The 21,795-nt window shown below is 38.8% G+C and carries 13 protein-coding genes and 1 rRNA gene; 5 read left to right on the forward strand and 9 right to left on the reverse strand.

Features of this window, described 5'->3' with window-relative positions; all coding sequences use genetic code 11:
* Nucleotides 1-5 precede the first annotated feature (5 nt).
* Nucleotides 6-123: ribosomal RNA gene (gene rrf / locus ACE1CC_RS00355) — 5S ribosomal RNA — on the forward strand.
* Nucleotides 124-191: 68 nt separating this feature from the next.
* Here rrf and ACE1CC_RS00360 read toward each other — a convergent pair.
* The gene (locus ACE1CC_RS00360) at nt 192-1,685 is read right to left on the reverse strand and encodes a glycosyltransferase family 39 protein (protein WP_413268487.1); all 1,494 of its coding nucleotides are present in this window, start codon (nt 1,683-1,685) and stop codon (nt 192-194) included.
* A gap of 123 nt (nt 1,686-1,808) precedes the next feature.
* On the opposite strand from ACE1CC_RS00360, the gene ACE1CC_RS00365 reads away from it, so the two are divergent.
* Both ACE1CC_RS00365 and ACE1CC_RS00370 read left to right on the forward strand, forming a co-directional pair.
* On the forward strand, nt 1,809-3,665 hold the full coding sequence (locus ACE1CC_RS00365) for an ABC transporter substrate-binding protein (protein ID WP_413268488.1): 1,857 nt from the start codon (nt 1,809-1,811) through the stop codon (nt 3,663-3,665).
* Between the two features lie 103 nt (nt 3,666-3,768).
* The gene (locus ACE1CC_RS00370) at nt 3,769-7,539 is read left to right on the forward strand and encodes a hydantoinase B/oxoprolinase family protein (protein WP_413268489.1); all 3,771 of its coding nucleotides are present in this window, start codon (nt 3,769-3,771) and stop codon (nt 7,537-7,539) included.
* Between the two features lie 154 nt (nt 7,540-7,693).
* Here the strand turns inward: ACE1CC_RS00370 and ACE1CC_RS00375 are convergent, their stop codons facing one another.
* The 5 genes from ACE1CC_RS00375 to ACE1CC_RS00395 form a co-directional block, all read right to left on the reverse strand.
* Nucleotides 7,694-9,145, reverse strand: a complete 1,452-nt coding sequence (locus tag ACE1CC_RS00375) for a mechanosensitive ion channel domain-containing protein (protein WP_413268490.1) — start codon at nt 9,143-9,145, stop codon at nt 7,694-7,696.
* A gap of 82 nt (nt 9,146-9,227) precedes the next feature.
* Nucleotides 9,228-11,321, reverse strand: coding sequence for an adenylate/guanylate cyclase domain-containing protein (locus ACE1CC_RS00380; RefSeq protein WP_413268491.1), 2,094 nt, complete (start codon nt 11,319-11,321; stop codon nt 9,228-9,230).
* Between the two features lie 205 nt (nt 11,322-11,526).
* Nucleotides 11,527-13,476, reverse strand: coding sequence for a response regulator (locus ACE1CC_RS00385; protein WP_413268492.1), 1,950 nt, complete (start codon nt 13,474-13,476; stop codon nt 11,527-11,529).
* Nucleotides 13,473-16,121, reverse strand: coding sequence for an ATP-binding protein (locus tag ACE1CC_RS00390; RefSeq protein ID WP_413268493.1), 2,649 nt, complete (start codon nt 16,119-16,121; stop codon nt 13,473-13,475). Before ACE1CC_RS00390 ends, ACE1CC_RS00385 begins: the two co-directional genes overlap by 4 nt.
* A gap of 14 nt (nt 16,122-16,135) precedes the next feature.
* Nucleotides 16,136-16,942: an alpha/beta fold hydrolase gene (locus tag ACE1CC_RS00395; RefSeq protein ID WP_413268494.1), complete on the reverse strand. Its 807-nt coding sequence runs from the start codon at nt 16,940-16,942 to the stop codon at nt 16,136-16,138.
* Between the two features lie 238 nt (nt 16,943-17,180).
* Between ACE1CC_RS00395 and ACE1CC_RS00400 the strand changes: the two genes are divergently transcribed.
* Nucleotides 17,181-18,134: a GDP-mannose 4,6-dehydratase gene (locus ACE1CC_RS00400; RefSeq protein ID WP_413268495.1), complete on the forward strand. Its 954-nt coding sequence runs from the start codon at nt 17,181-17,183 to the stop codon at nt 18,132-18,134.
* Between the two features lie 146 nt (nt 18,135-18,280).
* Here the strand turns inward: ACE1CC_RS00400 and ACE1CC_RS00405 are convergent, their stop codons facing one another.
* Together ACE1CC_RS00405 and ACE1CC_RS00410 are read right to left on the reverse strand one after the other, a co-directional pair.
* Nucleotides 18,281-18,874: a cytochrome b gene (locus tag ACE1CC_RS00405; protein ID WP_413268496.1), complete on the reverse strand. Its 594-nt coding sequence runs from the start codon at nt 18,872-18,874 to the stop codon at nt 18,281-18,283.
* A 118-nt stretch (nt 18,875-18,992) separates the two neighbouring features.
* Nucleotides 18,993-19,253: a hypothetical protein gene (locus ACE1CC_RS00410; protein WP_413268497.1), complete on the reverse strand. Its 261-nt coding sequence runs from the start codon at nt 19,251-19,253 to the stop codon at nt 18,993-18,995.
* Between the two features lie 29 nt (nt 19,254-19,282).
* On the opposite strand from ACE1CC_RS00410, the gene ACE1CC_RS00415 reads away from it, so the two are divergent.
* On the forward strand, nt 19,283-20,149 hold the full coding sequence (locus ACE1CC_RS00415; RefSeq protein ID WP_413268498.1) for a CPBP family intramembrane glutamic endopeptidase: 867 nt from the start codon (nt 19,283-19,285) through the stop codon (nt 20,147-20,149).
* Nucleotides 20,150-20,204: 55 nt separating this feature from the next.
* Here the strand turns inward: ACE1CC_RS00415 and ACE1CC_RS00420 are convergent, their stop codons facing one another.
* Nucleotides 20,205-21,734, reverse strand: coding sequence for an ArnT family glycosyltransferase (locus ACE1CC_RS00420; RefSeq protein WP_413268499.1), 1,530 nt, complete (start codon nt 21,732-21,734; stop codon nt 20,205-20,207).
* Nucleotides 21,735-21,795 lie beyond the last annotated feature (61 nt).

Here is a 21,795-nt window from a genome sequence, read left to right on the forward strand (position 1 = left end):
GTTTTCCTGGTGCTGTTGGCGCAATGGAACCACACCGATTCCATCCCGAACTCGGTGGTGAAACGTTGCGGCGGCGAAGATACTTGGCGGGTTGCTGCCAGGGACAATAGCAAGGTGCCAGGGTTTTCTTGATAAACAAAAGCCTCTTTGACATAATCAAGGAGGCTTTTGTTTATGACGATGAATAAAACTTATTTTAGCTGGTAAAGATAAGTCAGCGATTCTGGCTTGCTGAAATAATCAAGTTTTTGCCCAAGACGATCGAGGCTAGGCTTAACTAGAACTTTCCTGGCTCTCCTTAATCCAGAAACTACAAACCAAACCCGCTGTTTATTTTGTAATTGTGGTGTTGTACGTTTAATTTCTTCCCAAGTCTGCTCAGAAAATGTTTCTGGATTAAAAAAATCGTCATAAGGAAGAATATAATACATAGACTTTGAATAACCATATTTTGCTGCATAATATTGAAATTGATCTGGCGATCCTCCAGCAAGAAAAATAGCATCATCAGGTTTTTGATTAGTTTTTATATATTCAAGTATAGGTCTAATTTCGTGTCTAGTTTCGGGACGAAAGAAATATATACTTGATTGGATGACTGGAGGAAAGATTAATAAAATAGCAATTATTAATCCGGTAGCTCTTTTTACCTTTTGAGCATTGGTAAAATGGGAAAATAAGAATGCTGTTCCTTCAGCAATAATTAAGATGAAAAAAGGAGTTAAAAATAAAATTAAGCGAGAACGAAAAGGATATTTATGAAGATATGCAGCTACTAAAGTTACTAGTAATTGAGACATTAAAATTAAGAATATCTGTTTCTTTTTTCTTAATAAAACGATGCTACCTATGATAAATACCACAATAGCAACTTCGTCCATAATCTGAAATCCTAATGGCTGCTCGAAGAACCTTCTAAAGGAATGTATTAGCCAAATAAAATCAAATATAGATTGGGGATATTCAGGTAGCCAAGCATTATGCAAATTTTGATTTTTTGCTATATTTGTCAAGGTTATAAAATACAAAAAAATTAAACCAATCATCCAAATTAAATAGAGTGATAATCGGTTAATTAAAATTTCTTTTCTTCTCAGCGCAGGAGTCAATATAAGATTGGCGATTTCAATTCCTGCCAAGACAAAAATAGCTGGATGAGATAGCCACAAGGCTACTATTCCCAAACCACCAATTAAAATTATTTTGCTTGTTCCCAAAATTTTATTTTGTAAGGATATCAGAAGCAAACAAATCAACAGTGCTACCATGACATCACTAGAATATTGCTTAACTTCAGTAGCATAATAAAGTGGTTCTTTGAGGGAAGCAAATAAAATTAATGCGATCGGTATAGCAATGACAGATACAGTCTTTTTCGCTAATTCGTAGAGAGCAAATAAAGAAATAATTCCGGCAATCAATGGAAACAAGCGAAGAGCATATTCATTGTTTCCAAATAGCTGAACTGCTAACTTTTCAATCCAAAGAAAGCCAGGGGGTGCGGCTTGATTATAATCTAAGGGATGAAGTAGTTCTAGATAAGAGCGATCGACAATATTTAATGCTATACTTGCTTCGTCTCCCCATAAAGAGCGATTGCTCAAATATTGTACACAGCGGATTATAATCCCAAATAAGATGGCTAATAAAGCTAAATAGTTAAGGAGTTTAGGTTTTAATAACATTGCTCACACCTTGGTAGTTGCTATACAAGTCAATATTATCCATGATGAGCTTCCGAAATTCAAGAAAATTTTCTTTTTGTTGTACTCAGTAGGTGTTTAAGAGAGGTAAAGGTATTTACTCTTATGCGTGAAGAATATCAGCAAATTATCGATCGACTTAACATTAACATTGAGTTGTTTTTGGAAAGATTAGCAGCAGTTTCAACTAAAAAGCAACTCAGCGAACTTGATAAAAGAATTATTTGTCAATCTTTATTGGGGCGCAATCCTAAACGTATAGCTGAAATATGTAACGAAGATAAACAAACTATTAGAGATAGACTTTACAGATATATTTATCCGAAAATTGAGGAGATAATTCCACCGGAACAGCCAACTAAAGAAGGTTATTGGACTTTAATTCTTAACTTTTTACTGAATTCGGCTAATGGCTATAAATTGAATCAGACTTTTCAATTAAATAGCGATAATTTTCAGGGAAGTTTTGGTAGGCAAACTTTTCTCCATCCTCCTAATCAAGAGGTGGCGCGATCGCAGATTGCTGGCACAAAACTTTATCAACAAGGACTTTATTATCAAGCATTAATATGCTTTGTAGAAGCTTGGGAAAAAGAAAAGGAAACCTCGGCAACAGGTAATCCAGAGATTCTAATTTATTTAAATAACTGCTTAATTGAATGTCAACAAAACCGCATCAAAGAAAACAATATTAAAGTTTATAAACTAGCTGTAGTTGTTCCATTTTATCATAATCAAGGTCGAGTTGCTGCGGAAATTTTGCGAGGAATAGCTCAAATTCAATTTCAGGTAAATTTACAAAGTCTTGGCGCGGATTATTTGAAAAAATCCCAGTTATTAGGTGATATTATTCCCAGTTCATTCTCTCCTTTAAAAAATTTACGTAGTCAAATAGTATGGCAAATATTAATTGTGAATGACCCTAATAATTTGTACGATCCCTATAATCAAACAGCAGAAGGTTTAGAAAATTTGGCATCTCAACTAAATTTAGTTGCTGTTATCGGTCATTACTCAAGTGAAATGACTAAAAAGGCATTAAACTTTTATGCTAAAAAAGGTTTGCTTTTAGTTAATTCTAGTAGTACTTCTGATGAATTTTCTACTTTACCTATAGAACAAAAGTTGTCCTTTTTTAGGTTGACAACTCCTGATAGGATTAATGCGAAACAATTGGTTAACTACTTAAGCCATAACTGTTTAAATGGTAATCCAGCTAAAGCAGCAATAATTTACAACAAAAATAGTAGTTATAGTACTTCTTATAAAATTGCTGTCGAACAGCAGATTGTTGAACACAAAGGGAAGTTTAAGCTTTTACAAGAATGCAGATGTTTGAGCGAAGATTATTATAAGATTAGAGATTACATGGAAGAGATAAAGCAACAAAATGTTGATATTATTATTCTGATTCCTGATGGAGGAATAGAACCAAATTCTCTCAATAATACAGCTTCAATTAGTCGGCTTAGTTTGCAGAATTGTTTAATTGCTGGTTCAGCTACATTTTACCAAGAAAATGTTTTGCATTGGCAAGATGGGTTGGTTAATTTTAATCAAAGTCAGATAATTGCCTGTATTCCCTGGCATTGGAATAGTCAAAATAATGGTTGTAATAGTTCTAATTCTTTAGCTCAATATTTTTGTCAGATTGGTACTGAGTTATGGGGAGAGGAAAATTTAACTTGGCGCAGTGCAACAGCTTTTGATTCAGTATTTATTATCCTCAGAGTTTTAGAATTACATCATTTGCAAAATCATCAATTATTAATAAATAGCCAGTCTTTGCTTGAGCAAATGGATCGGTATTTTAAAAGACAGAAAAATGTGGAAATGGGAGTAACGGGAAGAATAGAATTTGCTGAAAATGGCGATCGCATTAACCCCCCAGCAGAAATCGTCTCTGTTAAATGGAACGAACAAAAGCGACGCTGGAAATGGGAACATTTAAAATCAATGTAAAAATTTGACTTGGCTACACTTGTCGCAAAAGTCGCTACAACAGTAGTAGATATTTTCTGAATTCCGTTAGTAAACTGCATCTATCCAATTGAGGAAATGCGTCATGTTAAACAAAAATATTACTGGAGGTTGGCAGTTTTGGATCGATCGCGGTGGCACTTTTACCGATATAGTAGCTCGTAGTCCAGAAGGTGAAATCATCACTCACAAATTACTTTCGGAAAATCCAGAACGCTATGCTGATGCAGCTATTCAGGGGATTCGAGATATTTTAGGAATTGAGAATAATCAATCGATTCCGGCAGCAGAAATTGCTGTGGTTAAGATGGGAACAACTGTGGCGACAAATGCGTTATTGGAGAGAAAAGGCGATCGCACCATCCTCTTAATTACTAAAGGTTTCCGCGATGCTTTGCGAATCGGTTATCAAAATCGTCCCCAAATTTTTGCCCGTCAAATTGTACTTCCTGAAATTCTTTATGAGCGAGTTATTGAAGTAGAAGAACGCTACACGGCACAGGGAGAAGAACTGTTACCTGTGCAAATTAATGATGAATTAATTGAGTCATTACAAACAGCATACAATGATGGGATTCGAGGTTGTGCGATCGCCTTTTTACACGGATACCGCTACCCCAAACATGAACAACAAATTGCTACTTTAGCTCAACAAATTGGCTTTACTCAAATTTCAGTTTCTCACCAAGTCAGCCCTTTGATGAAACTAGTTAGCCGAGGCGATACTACAGTTGTTGATGCTTACCTTTCTCCTATTTTACGCAGGTATGTCGATCGCGTCGCCGCAGAGTTGGAAGGCAGGGGAGCAGAGGGGCAAAAAAACTCTGTAGGGGCGGGTTTTGCTGTTAATTCTTCTGCTATGACTACAGACTTATCTGCTAAACCCGCCCCTACAACCTCAAAAAACGAAGCTAAGAACTCCCCTAAACTGATGTTCATGCAGTCCAATGGCGGACTTACTGATGCGCGAATGTTTCAGGGGAAAGATAGCATTTTGTCTGGGCCTGCTGGGGGGATTGTGGGTGCGGTCAAAACTAGCACTATGGCTGGATTTGATAAAATTATTGGTTTTGATATGGGTGGCACTTCTACCGATGTTTCTCACTTTAAAGGCGAGTATGAACGCACATATCAAACCGAAGTTGCGGGGGTAAGATTGCGTGCGCCGATGATGTCTATTCACACGGTTGCGGCTGGGGGCGGCTCAATTTTAGCATTCGATGGTTCCCGTTATCGGGTTGGCCCGGAATCTGCGGGAGCTTATCCTGGCCCTGCTTGCTATCGTCGGGGTGGGCCGTTAACGGTGACTGATTGTAATGTGATGGTGGGTAAATTGCAAGCCCAATTTTTTCCGGCTGTGTTTGGTACAGAAGGAAATTTGCCCTTGGATGAAGAGATTGTGCGTCAAAAGTTTGCTCAGTTAGCAACAGAAATTAGCGAAAAAACGGGAAGTTTTAGTACTTCAGAACAGGTGGCAGCGGGATTTTTAGCGATCGCAATTGATAAAATGGCAACCGCAATTAAAAAGATTTCTGTGCAACGAGGATATGATGTTACAGAATACACGCTTTGTTGCTTTGGTGGTGCGGGAGGACAACACGCTTGTTTAATTGCGGAAGCTTTAGGGATGACACAAATTTTTATTCATCCTTATGCGGGGGTTTTGTCTGCTTATGGAATTGGTTTGGCGGATTTGCGATCGCTCAAAGAACAGGCTGTGGAATTACAATTAAATGATGATGCAATTCCTACATTAACGGAAATTTTAGACAGATTGATTGCAGAAAGTCAAGGGGAAATTATTGCTCAAGGAGTCGATAATTCTTCAATTCAAGTTTTGTGTAAAACTCATCTTCGCTACGAAGGTACAGATTCCGCAATCATTGTGGATTTTAGCAATGTAGAAGTGATGCGCGAACAATTTGAACAGGAATATAAACAGCGATATGGCTTTATTATGCCTGATAAAAACCTGATTGTAGAAGCGGTTTCTGTGGAAGCGATCGGACAAACAACCACTCATCAAGAACCGACTTTTTCAACAGTTAGAAACGCACCTTTAGAACCTGTTGCCCTAGTGCAAATTTACACTAAAGGTAATTGGCATAAAACTCCAGTTTATCGACGCGAGGATTTAGTTCCGGGCGCTCGAATTTCCGGTGCAGCTTTAATAATTGAACCAACAGGAACTAACGTAATTGAACCTGGATGGAACGCAGAATTAACTACCAAAAATCACTTGATTCTCAGACAGCAAAAGGGCAGAGGAGACGATCGCTCGAAAATGGAAAATGTCCCAATCCCCAGTCCCCAATCCCCAGTCCCCGATCCCATTCTTCTTGAAATATTCAACAACTTATTTAGAGCTATTGCTGAAGAAATGGGAATTACTTTGCAAAACACTAGTTACTCGGTGAATATTAAAGAAAGGTTGGATTTTTCTTGCGCTATTTTCGATCGCCAAGGTCAATTAGTCGCCAACGCTCCCCACATTCCCGTACACTTAGGTTCAATGAGTGAAAGTGTTCGCAGTCTCATCGAATCCAAAGGTGATACTTTAAAACCAGGCGATGTTTACATCTCCAACAATCCCTACAATGGAGGCACTCATCTCCCAGATATAACAGCAATTACGCCCGTATTTAGGCAAAAATCTGCCAATCCTCTCTTCTACGTTGCTTCTCGCGGACATCACGCCGATATAGGGGGTATTACTCCTGGTTCTATGCCTCCGCACAGTACATCAGTTGAAGAGGAAGGTGTATTAATCGACAATTTCTTATTAGTTGATGGCGGAGAGTTTCGGGAAAAAAAATTACTAGAACTTCTTACTTACGGTAGTTATCCAGTCCGTAATTCTCAACAAAATATTGCTGATTTACAGGCACAAATTGCTGCCAATGAACGGGGGGCAAAAGAATTGCTTCGCATGGTGAATCATTATGGTTTGGAAACTGTTCAAGCTTATATGCAGCACGTTCAAGATAATGCTGAAGAATCTGTAAGACGAGTGATTGATGTTTTAAAAGATGGCAGTTTCACATATCAAATGGATGATGGTTGTGAGATTGTGGTTCAGGTTTCTATTAATCATGAAAAGCGATCGGCAAAAATCGACTTTACCGGAACTTCCCCGCAACAACCAAGCAACTTAAATGCACCATTAGCAATTTGTAAAGCTGCGGTTCTTTATGTTTTCCGCACCTTAGTTGAAGATGACATTCCTTTAAATGCTGGATGTCTCAAACCTTTAGAAATTGTTGTTCCTCAAGGTTGTATGTTGAATCCAAGTTATCCAGCCGCAGTTGTAGCAGGTAATGTGGAAACTTCACAAGCGATCGCAAATGCCCTTTATGGTGCTTTGGGTGTGATGGCAGCTTCTCAAGGAACAATGAACAATTTTACTTTTGGCAATCAACAATATCAATATTATGAAACTATTTGTGGAGGTTCGGGCGCTGGAATTGATTTTGATGGAACTGATGCTGTGCAAACTCAAATGACTAACTCGCGTCTCACAGATCCAGAAGTTTTAGAATGGCGTTTTCCCGTTCTTGTAGAAGAGTTTTCGATTCGTTCTAACAGTGGCGGAAAAGGAAAATTTCATGGGGGAAATGGTGTGATTCGTCGCATTCGTTTTCGGGAAAAGATGACCGCTGCTATTTTATCAGGTCATCGGATTATTCCGCCTTTTGGGTTAGAAGGTGGGGAATCAGGTGCAGTAGGTCGTAATTATGTTGAGCGCGATCGAGGTAACATTGAATCCTTAGAAAGTAAAGCCGAAATTCTCATTCATCCCGGTGATATTTTTGCTATTGAAACACCTGGAGGCGGTGGATTTGGTCAAGTTACCTGAACAGAGTACGTTGTTGCGCTTTAGCGCTCTACTAGTATAGTAATCACAGCCTTAGATCCCCCCTAACCCCCCTTACTCAAGGGGGGAACTCCGAAAGAATTGATAACTAGCAACTTGCGTTAGTAGCGCTGAAGCGCAACAACGTACCTATCAATTATTGTTGTTTTACTACTTGAATTGCCCTTCTCCGAATTTCGAGAATTTGACCAATTTCACGGGCAAAACTTGGTTGGCGTTCTATCATTTGGTTGACTATAGTTGCAGAAATAATCATTACTTCAAGGTCGTTGACAGCAGTTACCGAAACGGCGCTTGGTTCACCGGAAAAGAGTGCCATTTCTCCAAAAAATTCTCCGGCTTTTAGGGGTAGCACTTCATGTTCTGTTCCCCATTCATCTGTAGTTGTTAATAATGCTTGTCCTGAAACAATGATATATAAATCGTTGCCGGGATAGCCTTGCTGAACTACTTTTTCTCCGGCTCCAAAGTGGTGTAATACTATTCCTTGAGATAGGTTATCTAGGTTTGCTTGTTCTTTGTTAAGCGGTACAAATGCGGGAATAGATTGCAGACTTTCAGCGAATTTTTTCGAGGTGCCTTGTGATTGATAAGTCGGGCCGTGAAAATGATATAAAGTCCGAATGGGAAAGGGAATGGTGAGATTATTTCGTTGTGCTGCGTACCAGATTCTCGTCATAAAGCGATCGCGAATTTCCTCCAACTCGCTATAGCTATCAATAAAAAATTTCACTTCATAAGTTACACTCGAATCGTCGTAGGAAAGAGTAAAAATCTGCGGTTCTGGCTCGCTAAGAATGCCTTGGGTTGATAATGCTGTGCTTTTTAAAACTTGCTTGGCTAAATTAGGCGGATCGCTATAAGAAAACCCGATTTGAATTCGTTGTGCTTGAAGATATAAAGACTGGCTAAAATTACGAATGGTTTCTCCGCTAATTACTTTATGGGGAATGATAATCATTTCGCGATCGAACGTTTGTAACCGCACTGCACGCCAGTTAATATCAATAACTTGTCCAACAGTGTCTCCTACTTTTAACCAATCTCCAACGGAAAATGGACGTTCAAATAATAGCGCAATGCCTGACATAACGCTACCCAAAGTATCTTGCAGTGCTAAACCAATGACGATCGAACTTACACCCAACGCGGTAACTAAACCTGCCAAATCTGCATTCCACACGCTTGCTAGGACGATCGCAGTTCCCAACAAAATTAACAATAACCGTGAAAGATCGACCAATAGTTTAGGAAATCTTGCCCGCCAAGTATTAGCTTCTGCTTGTTCAAATAATATGACATTTAGCAAAGAAAGTGCAGCATGAATCACACAAATCCATAGCAAAGTTTGCACTGCTTTAATTAAATTATCGTTAGGATTCAGCTTGAGAACTTGCTGCATGAATAGCATGAATACTAGAACGGGTAAAATCAAATTTCGCACAACTAACAAAGTTGCTGCGAGGGGTTTACCGCGCCGCTTCAGTCGATGGATTACTTCGCCCAGAACAATTATTGCGAAGGGGAACCCAACTACAAGAGCGATCGACCAAATTAATAAAATACTTTCAATTGTTGTATTGTTCATTTTTTTTGAACCGCGAAGACGCGAAGGACACGAAGGAAACGAAGGAAAGAAAAAGAGAAAGAGACCAGATATTTTTAACTGGTTAATTACCTCCTAGTTCAACAGGTGAGAGCGTACTTTTTAATAGCCACGCATTCAATTTTGATTTACCATTTGTTTCCATATTAGCCATTGGTTCAAACTGATAAAGGTCTTGCAACCGACGATAAACTGTTTGAGAAACTAGAATTCCGCCTGGTGGACAAGCATCTTTCAATTCAGCCGCAACATTAATTGTACTGCCCCAAACGTCGTAAATACAGCGATTTCGACCGACTATTCCGGCAATAATATCGCCTGAGTTGATGCCAATTTGAATGTTGAGTTGTAATCCTCGTTCATGATTGAATCGCCGCACAATCATTAGCATTTCTAGTGCTACATCAATGGCTCGTTTGTCGTGATCGAGATAGGGAATAGAAAGTCCACAAACCGCTAGATAACTATCGCCAATTGTTTTAATTTTTTCTATGCCATAGCGATCGGCGGCTTCATCAAATGCTGTAACTAAATCATTTAAAATTGCTATAGATTCAGATGCGCTTAAGCTGCTTGATAGTTTAGAAAATCCGGTTAAATCTGAGAACAAAACAGCAACATTTGCCACATCTTCAGCAATTTCTTTTTCTCCCCGTTGAAAGCGTTTCGCTACCGAATTTGGGAAAATACTTAAAAGTAATTGTTCGTTTTCCCGATTTTTTTGTTCTACTAAATTAGTTTGATTGCGAAGACTTTGCACAATTTCATTAACAGAATTTGCCAGTTCACCAAATTCATCTTCTGTTTGTAAAGGAGTAATCGCATCAAGTTTCCCCAGTGCTACTTGGCGCGTACTATTAATAAGTTGATTAATCGGTTTCACAAACAAATTAGCTAATGCCATCGCTAACAATGTCACTAATAGCATCAGTAATGTTGCTGAAATTAAGATTTGATATCGGAAGGAATAAATCGGAGAATATGCTTCCGAAAGATCCATTTCGGAAAGGATTACCCAATCTAATCCGTCAATGCGAAGTGGTGCATAAGAACTGAGAACTGGAATGTTTCGATAATCTTTAATAATCCTCGTTCCTTGCTTTCCAGTTAAGGCATCTGCAACGGCTTCTGTTCGCACATACTGTTGTAAAATCGAAGTTTGATATTGGTTAATTCGATCGATCTCTGTCTCACTTACTCCTAGCGATCGCAAAGTCTTTGCATAACCTTGAGGATCTTGTACTAAAAACCGAGAAACCGATCGCATCAGCGCATCTCTTCCTACTAAATAAGTCTCCCCGGTTTTGCCCAAACCATCTCTTTCCCAGTTACGATTACCTGTCATTACATTATTAATTTCATTAACTGGAAGCTGAAAAGCTAACACTCCAATTAGTTCAGATTGATTATAAATTGGTGCAGCAATAAACGCCGCAGGTGCCCCATAAGAAGGAGAATAAGGTGCAAAATCTATAATTTTGGTATAGTCTCTAGCTTTAGATTCTCGCACCATTTGGTACAGTTTTGCCAGGTTAGTATTTTGGTAAGCATCCTTTTGCAAATTTGTGGCAAAGTCAGTTTCTTTAAAGACAGTATAAACGATCGATCCCTGTGGATCGATCAGGAACATATCGTAATAGCCAAACTTCTGAATAATTTTGCGAAAAATTTGGTGATAACGCTCATGAATTTTACTATATTCGCTGTTATCTTGCGGGTTATTTAAAGAATCTTTTTTGCCGACTGGGTTGGGATTAGTAGCAATATAATGATTTTGGAGATATCGAGAAGCGATCGTCTTTGGCAAATAAGATTCTAAAATTGGAGAACCTTCCTCTGCCTTATTCAACCGAGTGAGAAATTCATCCCGATAATAAACTGTTAAATTCCGCTCGAAATTTGGCGGTATCTCGGCAGTTTGAAGTTGATTATAAGCCGCTGTAAATTCCTGCATGGCAGCGATGATCGCCGGATTTTCGCTCAAAGTTTGGGTATGATTGCGAATGTTTTGGAAATAAGATTCAATCTGGTATGCCTTAGAAGCTCGAACGCTAGTAAGCTGATTAAATACTCGGTTCGTTAAGTTAAGTTGCCCACTGCGATATCCCAGATAAGCAGTTACTAAAATCGAACAACTGCTGACAGCCAGCAGCATCATAATTAGTTTAGATTTGATACTTAGAGAAGTGAACGATCGCATAAATTAAGGTAAAATTTACTTCCAAGCCAGAGAAATAGGCTTATGTATCATAAAACACGGTTAGCCAAAATATTGTAGTCAGCGAACAAAAAAAGGTAAAAACCTAAACAAAAAAGTACTATTTCCTTCTAGCTTCTTTCCTTCTGCCCTCTAGCTTCTACAACTAAAGCACCTGGCTTAAGGTAATTAATAAATCTTTAGCTGTAAAGGGTTTTGTTAAGAAAGCATCAACATCTACTCCGGTTGATTCGGACAATTTATCACCAGTAACTAATCCACTAATTGCCACAATTTTCACCTGGGGATTAATTGCTTTAAGAGTACGAATTGCCATTGAACCATCCATTGTCGGCATCATCATATCTATGATTACTAAATTAATATCTTGTGGATGCTGCATATAAAGAGAAATTGCTTCCACACCATTAGTTGCAGTTAATGTTTGATAACCATAAGCTTCTAATGAATTTTGGGTAATTTCTCGAATTGCTGCTTCATCATCCACAATTAAAATAGTTTCTCCATTTCCGGGCGGAAAGTCTAAATCTTCCTCTATTCTTGTTGGTGAAGGTATGAAAGCTGGGAGAAACACTTTAAATTCTGTACCTTGATTAATTGTACTAGAAACTGTGATAAAACCGCCGTGACTTTTGACAATTCCGATCGCAGTAGACAAACCTAAACCAGTACCTTTGCCAAACTCTTTAGTCGTGAAGAAAGGTTCAAAAATGCGATCGATTATTTCTGAAGGAATACCTGTTCCTGTATCGGAAACTGTCAGTAAAACATAAGCACCAATCTTAGCATCAATATGTTTTTGGGTATAACTGGTATCTACAACTAAATTTTGTGCCGAAAGTTTGAGTAACCCTCCATTTGGCATCGCATCACGCGCATTAACACAAAGATTTACTAACACCTGATGCAATTGAGTTTCATCACCAGAAACCGCCCATAAATCTGAGCCAATATGGGTGGAAATTGTGATAGATTTAGGAAAGGTTTCCTCTACCATTTGTTTGATTTGACTAATTAAATATGCAGGAGCAATTAAAGTATGGTTTCCCTCCATTCCTCGCACAAATAGCATAACTTGGCGAATTAAATCAGCCCCTCGCTTAGTATTAGATTCTAACAGTTCTAGCCATTGTTGACTTTGTTTGTCTTGATGTTTCATAGCTAATAATTGCACCGAAATTAGGATCGGAGTCAGTACATTATTAAGATCGTGAGCAATTCCACTAGCTAAAGTTCCTAAACTTTCCATTCGTTGCGATCGCAAAAGTTGTCTCTCTAACTGTTTGCGTTCAGTCACATCTTGAATTAAAACATAAGTTCCCAAAACTTCATCACCATTTCGATCGGGCACATAAGTCACTTCAAGATTGTGTAAACTACCTTCATTAAAGAGATGATTTTCAAATGTAACCAATTGCCCAGAAAGAGCTTGATTTAACTTAGGTGAAATGTCTTGATACACCAGATCGCCAAGTAACTCTTTTATATGTCGATTTTCTATTTTATCTTTGGAAAATTTAAACCATTCTTCATAACCTCGATTCACAAAACGATAGCAATGATTGCGATCGATATACGAGATGAGAACAGGTAAAGAATCAGTTATTAAACGCAGTTGTGCTTCTCGCTGACGCAGTGCTGCTTCTACCTGAATGCGTTCCTGAATTTGTTTTTCTAACTCTATATTTTTCTCTTGAATTTGTCGAGTTAAATTTCGTAAATTGAGATGTAATTGAATTCGCGCCAATACTTCTTCATGTTGAAATGGTTTAGTAATATAATCAACCGCCCCTAATTGCAAACCCTTCACTTTATCAACTGTGTCGGAAAGGGCACTCATAAAAATAATCGGAATATCTTGAGTTGTTTTTTTAGCTTTCAAAGCCTGACAGGTTGCAAATCCATCCAGATCCGGCATTAAAATATCTAGCAAAATTAAGTCAGGAGGAGCATAATCTACTTTCTGAAGTGCGCTTTTACCTCCTTGAGCAACTAATACTTTAAATCCAGCATCCCGCAAAAAATCAAACAAAACGTTTAAGTTTGCTGGTGTGTCATCAACAATTAAAATAGTAGCTGGGGTGGTAATACTCATAACTGTTCTCTGTAGTGGCGAATTAATTCTAAAAGTTGCTGTTCTTCAAATGCTTTAGCAAGCTGATTTAATTGAGTAGTAAAGGGAATCCAGCGATCGTCAGTTTGCTCTAATTGCGTTAAGTATTCTATAATTCCTTGTAAATCGCCCTGCATTGCTAAATCGAGAAGCATATCAAGCTCAGATTTGGCTGAAAGTTCGGCAAGATTTTTGCTAATCGAAGAAAGGACAACCTCGCTGTTTTTTATTTCCTCTTCTCTATTTAGTGTTTCCGGTTCTTTTTCTTCATAAATCCATTCTAGATCGAGATGATTGTGTATATGTTCTAATAAATCTTCTTCTCGTACAGGTTTAGGTAAAAAACTATCATAACCTGCTTGCCGACTTGTTTCTTGATCGAAGTCTAATATACTCGCAGAAACTGCAATAACTGTAATATTTTTCAGGGTGGGGGATTTTCGTAAACGGCGAATTGCTTCAAACCCATCCATTAAAGGCATAACCAAATCCATTAAAATTAAATCAGGCTGAAATTGAGCCGCTTTATTTAGTCCATCTTGTCCATCAACTGCTTCCATAAGCTGAAATCCTAAAGGTTTTAACAGATCAACCAATACGGCGCGATTTTCCCATTGGTTATCGACTACGAGAACTTTTTTGCGATCGCCCTTGTATCCGACAATACTGGGTTTAATCAATGGCAACATCTCACTTTGGTTAGTTGTTTCTGGCAAAGTTAGATCGAACCAAAAAGTGCTACCTTTTCCTAACTCACTTTGCAAGTGAATTTCACTACCCATTAATCTCACCAATTGACGGGTAATAGCTAATCCTAATCCTGTTCCTTCAATCTGTTGTGAGTTTTCCCCTACTTGCTGAAAAGGCAAAAAAATTGCTTCCCTTTGTTCCTCAGCAATGCCAATTCCCGTATCTTCTACTTGAAATCGAATCGTCAAAGATTCTGGTTGTCGATCGACAATACTAACTCTAAATTTTACCTGTCCTTGCTCAGTAAATTTAATCGCATTACTTAACAAATTCAACAATACTTGACGCAAGCGTTTTTCGTCAGCATGAATATATTTTGGTAGAGGTGCAACGGGTTCATAACCAAACGCAATTCCCTGACGAACCCGAACTTTAAACATTTGCACTAAGTTGTCTATAAAGGCGATAAATTGAAAATTACTCGGTTGCAATTCCATCTTTCTAGCTTCAATTTTAGAAAGGTCTAAAACATCATTGATTAAAGTTAATAAATGTTCGCCACTTTGATGAATAATCTCTAAACCTTTTTGTTGTTGTTTTGTTAAATTGGTGTTTTTTTTCAGAATTTGGGTGTACCCAAGAATGGCATTTAAGGGAGTGCGAAGTTCATGACTCATGTTGGCTAAAAATTCGCTTTTGGCGCGGTTTGCTGATTCTGCCATTTCCTTAGCTTGCTGAGTGGCAACTTCGGCTAATTTGCGTTCGGTGATGTCATCAAATACCCAAAGACGACCGGGAACATCTCGTAAATAAATTGGTGTGCTAGAAAGGCTTAATACTTGTGTTTGTGGCTGACTAAAAAACCACTGCCAATCACGAATTTCAATTTCAGGATTAGTAAAAAGACTAATAGCTTGTTTGGCAATTTCTTGCTGATTATCTGCTTTAAGTCTGAGTGTTGTCATTGCTTGCGCGATCGCATAAGGTTCCACTGCACCTTGAGAAAGTCCTAATTGCATCGCTGCATTATGATTCAGCCAACCTTGTTCGCCACTTTCATCAACAAAAACCACACCTTGAGGAATAGTTTCTAAAATCGCTCGCAATCTGGCTTGAATTTTATCTAATCGCAAGTTCATATCTTGAAACCGCAGTAAATTTCTTAATCCACCTAACAAAGATTGGAGAAACTGTTGTAAATCAGGGGAAAAATTTACTGATTCATACCAAAAGAGAACGATCGCACCACCCATTCGATCGCCTTCCTGCAAAGGTAAAACCGCTACAGATTGCACTCCTTTGGCGACTAAAACCGTTGCTGGGTTAGGAATTGCCGGATAATTAGAATAATAAATACATTGTTTTTTGGCGATCGCTTCGGCAAATAAATCTGGCTTAGTTAATTGATCGGGAAGTGCATTAATGGGTAAACTAACTAATGCTTCTGCTGTTACTTCATCTAATTGACGGAGAACAATTGCGCCATCAGCACAAACGAATGTTTTTAAAGTAATTAACGCCTGATTGATGGTTTGTTCGGGACTAGTTGCTGTTTCATCTTCCGTCAGAGTTGCTAATGTTGTTTGCGCTGCCGATCGCCATTCCTGCTGTACCAAACTCTGCCGCACTAAAGGACCGATCGAAGCAACTATTCCCAAAACAATTAGCTGGTGAGTTACTAATTCATCGCCATTTAATAACAGTAACACTGACCAAATGCTGAGAAAAGTAAGAGTAATCGATCGCGATGGCGATCGCAATGTACCATAAATAAATATCAGCGGCGCAATCCACAGTAGCGGAGGACAACCGCTAAATATTTCAAAAATTAATAAAAGGCTTGCACCTCCTAACAAAAAAGGTTCAAACGTCGGCAATTTTTCAGGATGACAATCTGGTAAAGATGCAAATTTGCCATCTTTTTTGAAAAAGTTCACGCTCAAATTATGGCTCAAGCTGCTAAACATTTGGCAATAGTATTTGTCACAACTTCTGGCGCACTGATATGAGGAAGATGTCCCTGAGCATTAATATTAATTAATTTAGATTGTGGCAAGTTCTTTGCCAAATATTCCCCAACAGCTAAAGGAACTGCAATATCGTTGTTAGACTGAAGAATCACTGCCGGAACTTTCAAATTTGGTAGTTCCGATCGGTGATCTGATTGAAAAATTACTCTCGCGACTGCTTGAGCAATATCTGGACGAATGGCGGCTAAAGTGTTGGCAAATTCGATCGCCAATTCCGGTTTTTCGGGATTTCCCATTGCGATCGGTGCAAAACCACTAACCCAGGCATAATAGTTAGTAGACATCGCCGCATAAAGTGCATCCAAATCAGACTGTTCAAATCCCCCAATATAACCCGTAGTCGGATCGTTAACATAACGAGGAGAAGCACCCACAAAAATTAACTGTTTAAAGCGACTTGGATCGACTAAAGCCGCCAATAAACTGACCATTCCACTCACAGAATGACCGACTAAAATTACCTGGGAAAGCTTCAATTGAGCGCACAATTCCAACAAATCTTCAGCATAGCTATACAAAGAACTATATCGGCGTGGACTGTAAGCCGCCATATCCGATTTTCCGGCTCCCACATGATCGAACAAAACTATTTTATAAGATGACTGAAAAGCTGCAACTTGATGCCGCCAAGCAGTTTGATCGGAACCAAATCCATGTGCAAAAACTAGAGTTTGCTCTCCTTCACCTAAAGTAACAATATTATTGCGCTGCCAAATACTAGTTAACATAAATTTTCAATTAAATTAATGTTAATTTATTTCATTTTACCATTTATATAGCACTATATCCATAATGGAGTTTAGCAATTTTACAAAAATCAACTCAAATGGTTGACTTTTAAAAGAGGGAAAAGTCTCAAAAAATTGCCAATTGGGGCAAGAAAGTAGTAATATTTTTAGGGAAACAGCAATTTGGCGAAAGCCATAAATATTGTTTTCCATAATCTCAAGTTAGTAGTTATTAAAAATGAAAACAGCATTAATTTGTGGTATTTCTGGGCAAGATGGAGCATATTTAGCTCAACTACTTTTAAGCAAAGGATACAATGTTTGGGGGACATCAAGAGATGCCCAAGTTTCCAATTTCGATAATTTAGTACGGTTAGGAATTCGGGAATCAGTCAAGCTAGAATCAATGGCTTTGAGTGACTTTCGTAGCGTTTTACAAGTAATTAATAAAGCTAAACCTGATGAAATTTATAACTTGGCAGGACAAACATCTGTAGGGTTATCTTTTGAGCAACCTGTAGAGACAATGGAAAGTGTTACTCTTGGTACTTTAAATTTATTAGAAGCCATTAGATTTACCGGATCGAAAATCAAATTTTATAATGCAGGTTCGAGCGAATGTTTTGGTGATACAGGCGATCGCGCCGCCGATGAATACACCCCATTTCGTCCCCGCAGTCCCTACGCTGTAGCTAAAGCCGCTGCTTTTTGGGAAGTAGCTAACTATCGAGAAGCTTACGATTTATTTGCTTGTTCTGGGATTCTGTTCAACCATGATTCGCCTCTAAGACCTAAACGTTTTGTTACCCAAAAAATTGTCGCCACAGCTGAGCAAATCGCCCAAGGAAAAGCAGAGAAACTTTTTTTAGGAGACATATCTATTCAAAGAGACTGGGGTTGGGCACCGGAATATGTAGAAGCAATGTACTTGATGTTGCAGCAAGAACAACCTGATGATTATGCGATCGCCACTGGAGAAACTAACAAATTAGAAGATTTCGTCGCCGAAGTATTTAGTTATCTTGGTCTGGATTGGCGTGAATATTTAGTAATAGAACAAAGTCTTTTCCGACCTACAGATATTGCCATCAGTCGCGGAAATCCAGCCAAAGCAAAACAATTACTTGGCTGGGAAGCTCAGTACAAAATGAAAGATATCGCCAGAATGATGGTAGATGCTATTCGCAACTAGGGGATCAGGGGTTAGGGGTTAGGGGTTAGGGGTTAGGGAGATGAGGGGATGGGGGGATGGGGGGATGGGGAGATGGGGAAGTTTAACTCAAAACTCAAAAAACGAAGCTAAGAACTCTCCCCACCTCCATAACCCCGCCCTTCTTATTAGGATTGTCTACTTTTTTGCAGTGTTTTTGTGGCTCGTCGCCAGAGCGATCGCACATATTTTTTCTGGTCAATTGTATGTAGCACAATAAACCCTAAAAATGTGTAGGCAATCCAAAAATGCAGACTGCGGGCTAATTCCAAAACAGCGGAATTCACCGGAAAAATATCTGGCAATGTTGTCAACCAAAACAACGAAACATTGTTAGGTTTGTAGGAATTTGAGAGAAAAAACCCACTCAAAGGAACGGCTAACATAAACACATAAATAGCCGTATGAAGCAGGAATGCGCGAATCCATTCCGGCGTGAACTTGGGCAACTTATGTGTATATTTACGCCACCAAACTCGTTGCAGAATAAAAATGCGCCAAGTCAGCAGTGCCATCGTTAATGCTCCCACCGATTTGTGGAAAGTATACAGATTACCTTGCACTGCTCCTTCTGGCGATCGTACCATGCCAAATCCACCAACAAACAATACAAGATAGCAAGCTGCCATCCACCAGTGCATTGACCAAAGTTGCTTAAATGCAGAGTTTAGCCTATTTTTTGGCTTAGAATTTTGCGGCTCGGCTGCAAACTGGGAACTCATTAGACACTTCCTTGAACTTAACTACAATACAAAGCCAGGGTAGAGTTGCCAATGCTTATCAGTGGCGCACCTAAATGCAAATCATTAAAGTGAATAATTTAATGAATCTTAAACTCAACTATAACATCTGTCTCATCAGTTCTTGTGAAAAAAGTTCCTTTCTTGCTGCCCTAAATTTGCCTAAAATAACGATCGCACCTTCAATCCCACAAAGAATATTCAGCAGGATACATCTTATATACATCCTGACGATCGCGATCGTCTTCAAGCAATTGTTCAAGCCGCACTCGACCCCGCAACGGGTGGATATTGTAAGCTTACCTAGCAAAACCGATCGAGCCTCAACAACTGCTAGATGGGATTCGCGCCGCGTTAACATAGCTTTCTGTAGGAATTAACTAAAGTGTGATGAATCTAAAAACTAAAGGATTATTGGCTTATTTGGCGATCGCTTTTCTCCCGGCTTGGCTTTACTGGGCTATGGTTTGGAGAACTGGAATTTCTGCTACTAATCCCGCCTTTCAAGCCGCAGTTTTACCGGGAGCATTTGCTCCAGCATTAGCTTCTTTTATCGTTCGCAAATGGGTGACAAAAGAAGGTTTTACCGATGCCGGACTCCAACTCAATTTTAAAAATAATTGGGGCTATTATTTATTTGCTTGGTTATTACCATTAGCAGTAACAGCCGTAATTATTGCCTTAGCAATTCTTTTCAACTTAAGTCAACCAGATTTTACTTTGCAGCAGTTCTTTACCACCTTAAATTTACCAGATGGTAATCCAAAAACTTCTAATAATATTTTGTTTTTCCTCATACCTACTCTATTGATTCAAGCGATCGTAGTCGCCACACCTATTGTTTGGGGCGAAGAATTTGGCTGGCGTAGCTATTTACAAATTCGCTTACTAGCAGAACATCCGTTAATGGCAGCGATCGCCACCGGGGTAATTTGGGGAGTATGGCATTACCCGCTAATTTTTATGGGCTATGAACGATATGAAAATCAATTTTTGGGACTACTAATTTTTACTGGGTTCACAATATTATTATCGATTATTTTGGGTTGGTTAAGGCTAAAAACCGGAAGTGTTTGGGCTGCTAGCGTAGGTCATGGAGCTACAAATGCTATTGGCGGTTCTCTAACATTAATGCTATTTTCTGGCAGCAAAAATTGGCTGTGGGTTGGCTACAATGGCATCCTAGCTTGGCTTCCTTTAGGGATAGTTTGTGTTTGGATTATTCTTAGGGAATGGGGAACAGGGACTAGGGACTAGGAACTAGGAAAGTAGGGGGGATTCATCAATCGCCCCTACTGAATTTTCTTGCTTATTACTGACGATAAACTTCACCAAAATAAGCTTTGAAATCAGACCAATCATGTTGGAGTGAAACTTGAATTCCTTGGCATAAGTAGATGGGAATGGCACTCTTTATGCCGATCGTATTTTCATGGGTGATGGTATCGACTTTTTCAACTTGTTTAAACAAGGTTTGCAAGTAATTAAAATCACCGCCTACGCTAATAACGAGATTACCTGAATAATCTCTGGGACCCCAAAAGTAATAAGCATGAGCGCCGCTAATTACTTTTGGTATATTGTACTTTTTGCCAAAAAAATCGATCGCAGATGCGTAACCATAATCCCACGTTAAAATTGCTACGTCAGATCGATCGCTTAACACTGGACTGTGATAAACTTTGCTCACTTGGGCTGCGATGTCTTCCCAACCAAGCATTTGTCTAAAATGCCAAGGTGCTTCTATGGAGTTTAGGTCTGTACTTTCGCGATCGGGAAGTGTATAAATTGAGGAATAAAACTTAGAAATCTGGAGTAAGGTTGGCAAAGGCAAAATAGGCAAAGACATCGGAATTAAAAATACGCTACTAGCAGCTAAAACCGCTATAATCGAAGTTTTCCAAAGCTTTCTATTGCGGACAAATCTCTCAACCATAATCGCCCCTGACGCAAACAATATCGGATAAATGGGAGCTAAATAATAAGATTTGCCACCAAGTACAAAAAATATGCCAAAAAGCACCAAAAAAGACCAACCAAAGAAGCGATATAGTTTTCCGTCGGGAGAACGAAGATAATAGTAAATTCCTGCTAACCAAACGGGTAAGGTTAAAGGTTGCATCATCAAAATTGGTTGAATAAATAAATCAACCATAGATTCTGCTAATGGCTTTTTACTAGATAGATTTGCGGCTGCTTGATGTTCAAAAAAAGGCCAATCATGCTGACTTTGCCAGAAAATATTCGGCAAAATCATGACAAAAGCTATTAAGATTGCTGTCCAAATCCATTTTGACCAAAAGAGTTGGCGATAGGGAGTTAGGCATAACCCAACTAACAAGCTAAATCCGAAGAAAACCATTGAATATTTGTTGAGTAAACCAATCCCAACTACGAATCCTACTAGATACCAAAGCTGAGGTAATTTATATTTCAAGCTGAGCAAAATGATCAATGCACATAATGTCCAGAGCAGTGGCTCAAAAGCATTCATCGTTAAAATTGTATGAATGAAGAGATAGTAAGGTGAAAAAATTATTGCCAAACAAGCTAAACATTGGGCAAACTTTCCTCCACCAAGTTCCCGAACTATTAATCCTGTGACTACTACTAATAAAGCGCCAGCAATAGCAGGAAAAAGCCGAATCGAAAATAAGGAATCTCCGAATAGCGATCGGCTAAAATTAGCAAGAACCGCAATTAAAGGCGGTAGTTCTGTATAACCCCAATCCAAATGTTCCCCACAAGCCATATAGTAAAGTTCATCAATCTGATAACCGTACTGCCCATTATTTAAAAAATGCAGCATTAATTTGGCTAACGCCAAAATCCAAATAATCACAATTACACTCCTACGACACCTAGATGAAATTTAAACCTCAATGCAAAATAGAGGTTTTCCA

Source organism: Floridaenema aerugineum BLCC-F46 (assembly GCF_041929345.1).
Lineage (GTDB): Bacteria > Cyanobacteriota > Cyanobacteriia > Cyanobacteriales > Aerosakkonemataceae > Floridanema > Floridanema aerugineum.

Bases quoted from the DNA above. Each gene is read 5' to 3' on its own strand.
- ACE1CC_RS00410 (WP_413268497.1), bottom strand. From the start codon at position 19,253: ATGTTAACGCGGCGCGAATCCCATCTAGCAGTTGTTGAGGCTCGATCG.
- ACE1CC_RS00380 (WP_413268491.1), bottom strand. From the start codon at position 11,321: ATGATGCTGCTGGCTGTCAGCAGTTGTTCGATTTTAGTAACTGCTTAT.
- ACE1CC_RS00375 (WP_413268490.1), bottom strand. From the start codon at position 9,145: ATGAACAATACAACAATTGAAAGTATTTTATTAATTTGGTCGATCGCT.
- ACE1CC_RS00415 (WP_413268498.1), top strand. From the start codon at position 19,283: ATGAATCTAAAAACTAAAGGATTATTGGCTTATTTGGCGATCGCTTTT.
- ACE1CC_RS00370 (WP_413268489.1), top strand. From the start codon at position 3,769: ATGTTAAACAAAAATATTACTGGAGGTTGGCAGTTTTGGATCGATCGC.
- ACE1CC_RS00395 (WP_413268494.1), bottom strand. From the start codon at position 16,942: ATGTTAACTAGTATTTGGCAGCGCAATAATATTGTTACTTTAGGTGAA.
- ACE1CC_RS00385 (WP_413268492.1), bottom strand. From the start codon at position 13,476: ATGAGTATTACCACCCCAGCTACTATTTTAATTGTTGATGACACACCA.
- ACE1CC_RS00365 (WP_413268488.1), top strand. From the start codon at position 1,809: ATGCGTGAAGAATATCAGCAAATTATCGATCGACTTAACATTAACATT.
- ACE1CC_RS00400 (WP_413268495.1), top strand. From the start codon at position 17,181: ATGAAAACAGCATTAATTTGTGGTATTTCTGGGCAAGATGGAGCATAT.
- ACE1CC_RS00405 (WP_413268496.1), bottom strand. From the start codon at position 18,874: ATGAGTTCCCAGTTTGCAGCCGAGCCGCAAAATTCTAAGCCAAAAAAT.
- ACE1CC_RS00360 (WP_413268487.1), bottom strand. From the start codon at position 1,685: ATGTTATTAAAACCTAAACTCCTTAACTATTTAGCTTTATTAGCCATC.